The sequence below is a fragment of the Streptomyces sp. NPDC048461 genome (genome assembly GCF_055587105.1).
Window position 1 is genome coordinate 1 of the sequence record NZ_JBVJGW010000063.1, and the last position, 6900, is coordinate 6900.

Consider the following 6900-nt stretch of genomic DNA (forward strand, 5'->3'; position numbering starts at 1 on the left):
GGCTTTCCTCCGGGCTTTCGTTCTGTTCTTGCGTTTCCGACTCTATCAGACTCTTTCGTGTCCGATTCCCGGTCGAAGCGGGATTTGCTTTCCAGATATTCGCTTTCGCGCTTCCCTTTCCGGCGAGTCCGACTCTATCAGAAGATTTCCACCGGATTTCCCGGCTTCAGATTCCTAGGAGTCGAATGCACCCCACATGGAACATGCGTTCCTTGAGGGGTGGGGCTGCCGAACTTGTCCAGTTCGAGGCAACCGTTTGACTCTACAAGCTGGGTCGCGACAGTGTCAAAACGGGGAACAGCAGGTGGCCAGAGCAGTCGAACCGCGGCACTGCAGGCCCCGCGGGCCGGTGCCCCGTGGCGTGCTCCGCCACCCAAGTACGGTGCGTGCCTGACGGTCTGTGGCGTCTCCGCCGCAGGGCAGCGAGCTGGTGCAGGGCCAAGCGCGCGGTCGCGCGCGGCATCGGCCGGCTGCAGCGGAACCGAGCGGTCGCGACCCGTTCGCCAGGTTCGCGGCCGAGGGCAGCTGCGTACCACCAGGCCGAGAGCAAGAGCGGCGACCGTATGGACGCCCCCTCCGAAGGCGGCCTGTCCATGCTGTTCGACGACCTCAACGGATCGGACACCAGCTTCGTCGTCAGCCAGCCCGACGAAGACGACCAGGCCTGGGTCACCTTCCCGTCCAGAACCCTCGGCGCACCGCGCCGTGCAAGGTGCCGCGCCACTGCCCGGTCACGAGGCCGAGCCCCGCCAGCCCCGTGACCCGGGCCCCGCAGTACAGACCGCCGCATCGCGAAGGCCGACTTGGTCCCCAGCGAGGCGAACCCGCGGTCGGCCTACGACACCTTCGCGGACCTGACGGACACCCGCCTGATCTGGATCGACAGCGCGGACACGCGTCGGCACCGGGTGACCGGGCAGGTCCCAGCGGACCGGCTCGATATTGAACGCTCCACCTTGCACGAACGTCCTGCCATCGGAGCCGCTGGCGCTCGAGCTGGCGAGGAGCGGGTGGTCGGCTCGGACCGCACCGTCAGCTTCAATGCGGTGCTCCGATCTCGGCCCGCACCAGTTCCGCTGACCTGCCTGATGTCTGGCGTCACCAGTTGTCCACACCTGGCGTCCCGCAGATCAATGCGCACTGTCCCGACCACGCTCGGAGGGGGACGTTGCGTCCGTGGGCATCGGCCCGTGAGCCGGACTCTGGCTGAAGAAGGCCCCGGCCGCGACCGAATCGATCAGGCCCTCGGGCTCGCGGCTGTGGTCGGGCGCTTCGCCGAGGACGACATGGTCTCCATCCTGGAGTTCATCGCGGCCAGCAAACCCGTCGGCCAGGTCGTCCGCGCGGATGAGGCCCGCGCCGTCCAGAACGGCACCCTCGCCTGGCAAGCCTTGGGCCGGCAGCAGACAACACCTGGGGAGCCATCGGCGACTGACCGACGTCAGTCGCCGATGAACCACAGATACAGGTGCATCCCGCGCTCGACGACCTGGCACAGACCGCGGGCCTCCCCGACCCAGTCACCGCCCAGGTCGGCAGAAATCCCGTCGAGTTCCGACAGCAGACGCGGCAGCTGCCGCTCGTTGAAGACCGCATCTCCATACGGCGTCAGGGCCCAGAGCGTCGGGAACTCCACCGGGTCCAGATGCGCGAAGCCAGCCGTCCACTCCACACCTGCATCGGCGCGAGCCACGATGTTCCCGCTGTCACCACTCGGGACCCTGGTTGTGCTCTGCACGATGGGGGGGCCGGGATGCTGCCGAAGTCCAAGGTCGATCTGTACGCGGCGATCCGCCGTGACGCCAGGACCGGCATGTCGCTGCGGGCGGTCATGCGGAAGTACGGCGTCGGCTTCGAGACCGTACAGCGGGCTCTGGTGTCGGCGTTGCCGGAGCCGCGTAAGAAGATGCGTCCGCGGGAGACACGGCTCGACGTCTACAGGCAGGTGATCGACGGTTTCCTCACGGCGGATCTGACCGCGCCGCGGAAGCAGCGGCACACCGTCAAGCGGATCTACGACCGGCTGCTGAACGAGCACGACGCCGTCGACATCTCCTACCAGATGGTCCGCGGATACGTCGCTGCCCGTCGCGAGGAGATCCGGCTGCAGGCCGGCAAGGGAGTCGTCGATGCCTTCGTCCCGCAGACCCACAAGCCCGGCGCCGAGGCCGAAGTCGACTTCGGGGACGTCACGGTCAAGCTGGCCGGCGAGCTGGTTACCTGCTACTTGTTCGCGTTCCGGCTGTCGTACTCGGGGAAAGCCGTCCACCGCATCTTTGCCTCGGCGGGCCCGGAGGCGTTCATCGAGGGCCACGTCCACGCTCTCAACGTGCTGGGCGGGGTGCCGACCGGGAAGGTCCGCTACGACAACCTGAGGGCCGCCGTCGCCCAGGTGCTGGGCCTCTCACGCCGCCGAGTGGAAGCCGAACGCTGGACCGCCTTCCGGTCCCGCTACGGCCTGGAAGCCTTCTACTGCCAACCCGGCATCCGCGGCGTCCACGAGAAGGGCGGAGTCGAGGGCCAGATCGGCTGGTTCCGCCGCAACCACCTCGTCCCCGTCCCCGAAGTCGACACGCTCGCCGAGCTCAACGCGATGATCGACCGGTGGGACCAAGAGGACGACGCCCGCCGCATCCGGTCCCGGCCCCGCACCATCGGCGAGTACTTCGCGGCCGAGCAGCCGCTGCTGGTGCCCCTGCCGGAGGAGCATTTCGAGACGGGCCGGCTCTCCACTCCGCGGGTCGACCGCTACAGCCAGATCTGCGTCCGGATGAACCGATACTCAGTGCCGGTCCGCCTGATCGGGCGGACCGTCCGCGTCATGCTGCACGCCTCTGAGCTGGTGCTCTACGAGGGCCGTGAGGAAGCCGCCCGGCATGAACGGCTCAACGCCCGCGGCGCTACCCGCCTCGAACTCGACCACTACCTGGAAGCCCTGATCCGCAAACCGGGTGCCCTGCCAGGCGCCACCGCCCTCGACCAGGCCCGCGCCGCCGGCCGCTTCACACCCATCCGCGACGCCTGGTGCAAGCCGCGGTGAAAGCGCACGGCGAGCGAGAGGGCACCCGGGCCCTCATCGAAGTCCTCCTCCTCAGCCGCCACCTGCCCCACGAACACCTGATCACCGGCCTCGGCGCAGCCCTGAAATCCGGCGCGTTGACCGCGGACGTACTCGCCCTGGAGGCCCGCAAGGAGGCCGACGCCGAGCCCGAGGAGCCCGCACAGCCGGTCGTCCCTGGAAGTCCCCCCGGTATCGCTCCGCTGCCCGCTGCCGTTCGGGCCCGTCTGCCGCCCGACAAGGGGCCACTGCCCTCCGTTCCCCACTACGACCAGCTCCTGCGGCTCCGCCGATCCGACCGCCCCACCCCTTGAGGCGAACGTCGTGTCACTTCCCCGCCAGCGAGGACTCACGAGCAGGCCGCCACCACCGCCGTCGATCAGGCATGCAGGATGTTCCGGCTGCCCACCATCCGCTTCCAGTTCTCCGAGCTCGCAGAGAAGGCCGAACGCGAGCAGATGTCCTACCTCGGCTTCCTCGCCGAACTCCTCCTCGCCGAGTGCGACGACCGGGCTCGCCGACGCTCCGAACGCCGCATCAAGGCGGCCGGGTTCCCCCGCGACAAAGCACTCCGCAAGTTCGACTTCGACGCCAACCCCAACATCGACGCCGCCATGATCCACACCCTCGCCAAGTGCGAATGGATCAAGAAGGGCCTGCCCCTCTGCCTGATCGGCGACTCCGGCACCGGCAAGTCCCACCTGCTGATCGCACTGGGCACCGAGGCCGCAATGGCCGGCTACCGAGTCAAGTACGTCCTGGCGACGAAGCTGGTCAACGAGCTCGTCGAGGCTGCCGACGAGAAGCAGCTGACCAAGACCACCGCCCGTTACGGCCGCGTCGATCTCCTCTGCATCGACGAGCTCGGTTACATGGAACTCGACCGCCGCGGCGCCGAACTCCTCTTCCAGGTTCTGACCGAACAGGAGGAAAGGAACAGCGTCGCCATCGCTTCCAACGAGTCGTTCTCCGGCTGGACCAAGACCTTCACCGACCCTCGTCTTTGCGCGGCCATCGTCGACCGCCTTACCTTCGGCGGCAACATCATCGAGGCCGAAACCGACTCCTACCGTCTCGCCACCACCCGAGCACGCGCCGAGCAGCAGGCACTCGGCTGACCTGCGGAAGTTCAGATGTGGGCCCGGATCTGCTTCACCGGATGGCCCAGTCGGTCCGCCAGTGCCGTGAGCTCGTCCTCGCTGAACCAGAGACGTTCGGGGTTCCAGATGGCGATCTCGAAACGGGCGAAACCACACGGCCAGTCGTAATCCAGCACGTCCAGAGTGGTTGATCCTCCACAGCACGGGACCTCGATCGCGAGCGTGGTGAACCCGTCGTCGCGGTGAGCCTCAAGGAGGTCGCCCCACCACTCCGTGTCGATGGCTGCCTGACACAAGGGGCAACCGATCCTCTCCAGGTTCTCTCCACAGTCGACGGCGGTCACCACGTCGTGCCACATCACGTCGATCTCAACGTCCACGCCGTCGGCAACCCCGGGAGTCAGTTCCTCGACGAGCGCGATGACGCGATCAACCGCATCGCGATCCGGCTGCCACTGCGGATCATTCGGGATGATCGACAGGACGTCATCACTCATAGCTTCCCCGCCTCGTCAGGCCACTGCAACGTCGCGAGGCGATGCTATCGATCGCACGTTCTGATGCTGCACCGGTCATGGACCCGACGCCCGACACGCGTCAGGGGGCGTTCCCAGAACTCGGCAACACTCCAGAGCCGGCCCGGCATCAGATGATCCCGAAACCCACCGACATCCGTTCTTCGTTCTCACCTACGCAGCCACGCACCCGACGTCCTGGCCACCGCCCGGTAATGGGTCGGCTTGGGCGCGTCAGAGGTCTACGCGCTTGCGGTAGACCCGGCTGCGGTGCGGGATGGTCTGGTCGCAGACCATCCGGTGCTCGGCCTCATGGATGCGCATACGCATCGGCTGCGGATCCTCGTAGAGGCTGCCGTCCTTGGGGTCGATCGACATCGAGGCCAGGTCGACCAGGCCGTGCAGGACGGCCCCGACGAGACGCTGGTACTCCCCCGGCATGCTCCCCAACGCCCACAGCCGGCTCGGATCGCACTCCCATGCCCCAGCTGGCGTCGTTCTCGACGCCTTCGGCCCCAGGTCACTGAGCTCTCTGAGAGTGGCCACCGATCGGGTGACGGGCTGGTGTCCCGCAACGCACGAGGCGCTCGTGCCGTTGAGGGAGAGGCTCGACGACTCAACTCGGCAGCACTGGAGTCTCGTTGGCTCCCAGGCCTGCCGCACTCGACCTGCCTCATGCTCTGGCCGAGTGCGTATCGATGCTCGTCGTCACCCGTGAGGTGGCCGACGCCGCAAGCTCCCGCCCCACCAGCTCGCCCTCGTCGGCCTGGTCTACCTGCGCCAGCACGACACGCTCACGCAGATCGCCGGCCGGCTCCCGTATATCCGTCGGGACCGCCCACGCCTACGTCACGGCCGTCGTCGATCACCCGTCCCCCGTCCCGCCGGGCACCCGGTCTGCTGCAGGTCCTGCGCGAGCCGGATCCTGATCACGTCGATCTGCGAACGCCAGGGCGTCCCCGTGCTCGCCGACCGCGCCTACACCGGGGCCGGCCCCTGGGTGACCGCGCCCATCCGACGGCTTCCCAGCCAGCGCCTCACCACAACCCAGCAGACAATCAACCGAGCCGTGTGAGTGGCACGAACGCCAGTCGAACGAAGCATCGCGCGACTCGAGTCCTTGCAGATCTTCCGCCGGGCCGGACGACCGTCATCCAGTGGGGCGCCGTCTCACGACCAGACAAGTCGGCCTTCGGTGAACCGACAGACCGGGTAGCTTCCGTCGGCAATCCTTGTCAGCGTCTCCGCCACGGAGTCGAAATATTGGGCCATCGATTCGTACTCGCCCGTGACCGTGACCTCACCTACGAACCACCTGCCGACGCGGCCGTCCCGCACATCGATGAACTTTCCCATCCAGCCGTCCTGGTCCGACAGGAACGGGATCCACTCGTTACGCCAGAACGGATTGTCCGGCTGGTCCGCAGGGTCGAATCCACCGGGCATGGAGCGGTTCGCATAGAGCCCTTCCATCGCCCGGATGCCCAGAAAGAAGCTGCCCTCGTCGGGGAACCCGGCGAAGCCGCAGCATGCCACTTCGTCATCGACGTCATCGTCCGGCAGATCCAGATTGTTCTGCAACAGCCACGTTCTCAGGTCCTCGTGCAGGGAGATCCCCATCCGCACCTCGGCTGCCGCGAGCGTCTGCTCCGTGGCGGGCCCTGGCAGATCTGCGTGATCGGCCGGCGCGTGCTCCCGAAGAAGACTCATCACACGCGACCAACTCTCAGACACACTCATCGTCCTCTGCCCTCTCTACAGGGATGTCTCCGTACGACTACGCCACTGCGGAGATTGGGGAAGTACCCGCAGGAGAACCTTGCAGGGCCGGCCCCTCAGCGAAGTGGCCGTCCGCGACTTCACAGACAACCCACTGTGCCCCCGCGGGCCCAGCCGACGAGCTTGCAGGACTCAAGCAAGTTGCGAAGCTGAAAACGATCACTGGCCCGTCGCCCGCTGGGCGTCGGCGAGGATGCTGCTGCTGGTCTCCATGGCGGCCCCGAACCGGGCTTCCGTCGCGGCCGGGTCTCCGGCGGGTTCCCGCGGTCATGGCCGGCTGAGGGATGAGTGGTGCGCCGTCGTCCAGCTGCTGTTGAGCCGAGGAAACGGGTCCGGAACGCAGAAAAGCCCCACACCATAAGGTGCGGGGCTTTCCCACAATAATTGTTCGGCGGCGTCCTACTCTCCCACAGGGTCCCCCCTGCAGTACCATCGGCGCTGAAAGGCT

4 protein-coding genes and 3 pseudogenes are annotated in these 6900 nt (G+C 67.0%); 3 read left to right on the forward strand and 4 right to left on the reverse strand.

Translation table 11 applies throughout. The features are described 5' to 3' along the window. Positions 1 to 1441: 1441 nt before the first annotated feature. A complete protein-coding gene (locus ACZ6S8_RS39375; protein WP_469463199.1) occupies positions 1442 to 1693 on the reverse strand; it encodes a hypothetical protein in 252 nt (83 codons plus the stop codon). Positions 1694 to 1753: 60 nt separating this feature from the next. Between ACZ6S8_RS39375 and istA the strand changes: the two are divergent. Both istA and istB read left to right on the forward strand, forming a co-directional pair. Beyond that, a pseudogene (gene istA, locus ACZ6S8_RS39380) lies at positions 1754 to 3372 on the forward strand (IS21 family transposase). Positions 3373 to 3382: 10 nt separating this feature from the next. Beyond that, a pseudogene (gene istB, locus ACZ6S8_RS39385) lies at positions 3383 to 4176 on the forward strand (IS21-like element helper ATPase IstB). 11 nt (positions 4177 to 4187) lie between these two features. Here istB and ACZ6S8_RS39390 read toward each other — a convergent pair. Continuing rightward, on the reverse strand, positions 4188 to 4655 hold the full coding sequence (locus tag ACZ6S8_RS39390) for a hypothetical protein (protein ID WP_469463200.1): 468 nt from the start codon (positions 4653 to 4655) through the stop codon (positions 4188 to 4190). A 252-nt stretch (positions 4656 to 4907) separates the two neighbouring features. Beyond that, positions 4908 to 5114 (reverse strand): hypothetical protein, encoded by a 207-nt coding sequence (locus ACZ6S8_RS39395; protein ID WP_469463201.1) that lies wholly within the window; start codon positions 5112 to 5114, stop codon positions 4908 to 4910. A 200-nt stretch (positions 5115 to 5314) separates the two neighbouring features. Here ACZ6S8_RS39395 and ACZ6S8_RS39400 point away from each other — a divergent pair. Then, positions 5315 to 5814 (forward strand): annotated as a pseudogene (locus tag ACZ6S8_RS39400) (helix-turn-helix domain-containing protein); the annotation flags it as partial. A gap of 29 nt (positions 5815 to 5843) precedes the next feature. Here the strand turns inward: ACZ6S8_RS39400 and ACZ6S8_RS39405 are convergent. After that, positions 5844 to 6413 (reverse strand): SMI1/KNR4 family protein, encoded by a 570-nt coding sequence (locus tag ACZ6S8_RS39405; protein WP_469463203.1) that lies wholly within the window; start codon positions 6411 to 6413, stop codon positions 5844 to 5846. Positions 6414 to 6900 lie beyond the last annotated feature (487 nt).

What these genes read in the sequence shown, in the direction of transcription:
- ACZ6S8_RS39390 (WP_469463200.1), bottom strand. Translation starts at nt 4,655, where the DNA reads ATGAGTGATGACGTCCTGTCGATCATCCCGAATGATCCGCAGTGGCAG.
- ACZ6S8_RS39395 (WP_469463201.1), bottom strand. Translation starts at nt 5,114, where the DNA reads ATGCCGGGGGAGTACCAGCGTCTCGTCGGGGCCGTCCTGCACGGCCTG.
- ACZ6S8_RS39405 (WP_469463203.1), bottom strand. Translation starts at nt 6,413, where the DNA reads ATGAGTGTGTCTGAGAGTTGGTCGCGTGTGATGAGTCTTCTTCGGGAG.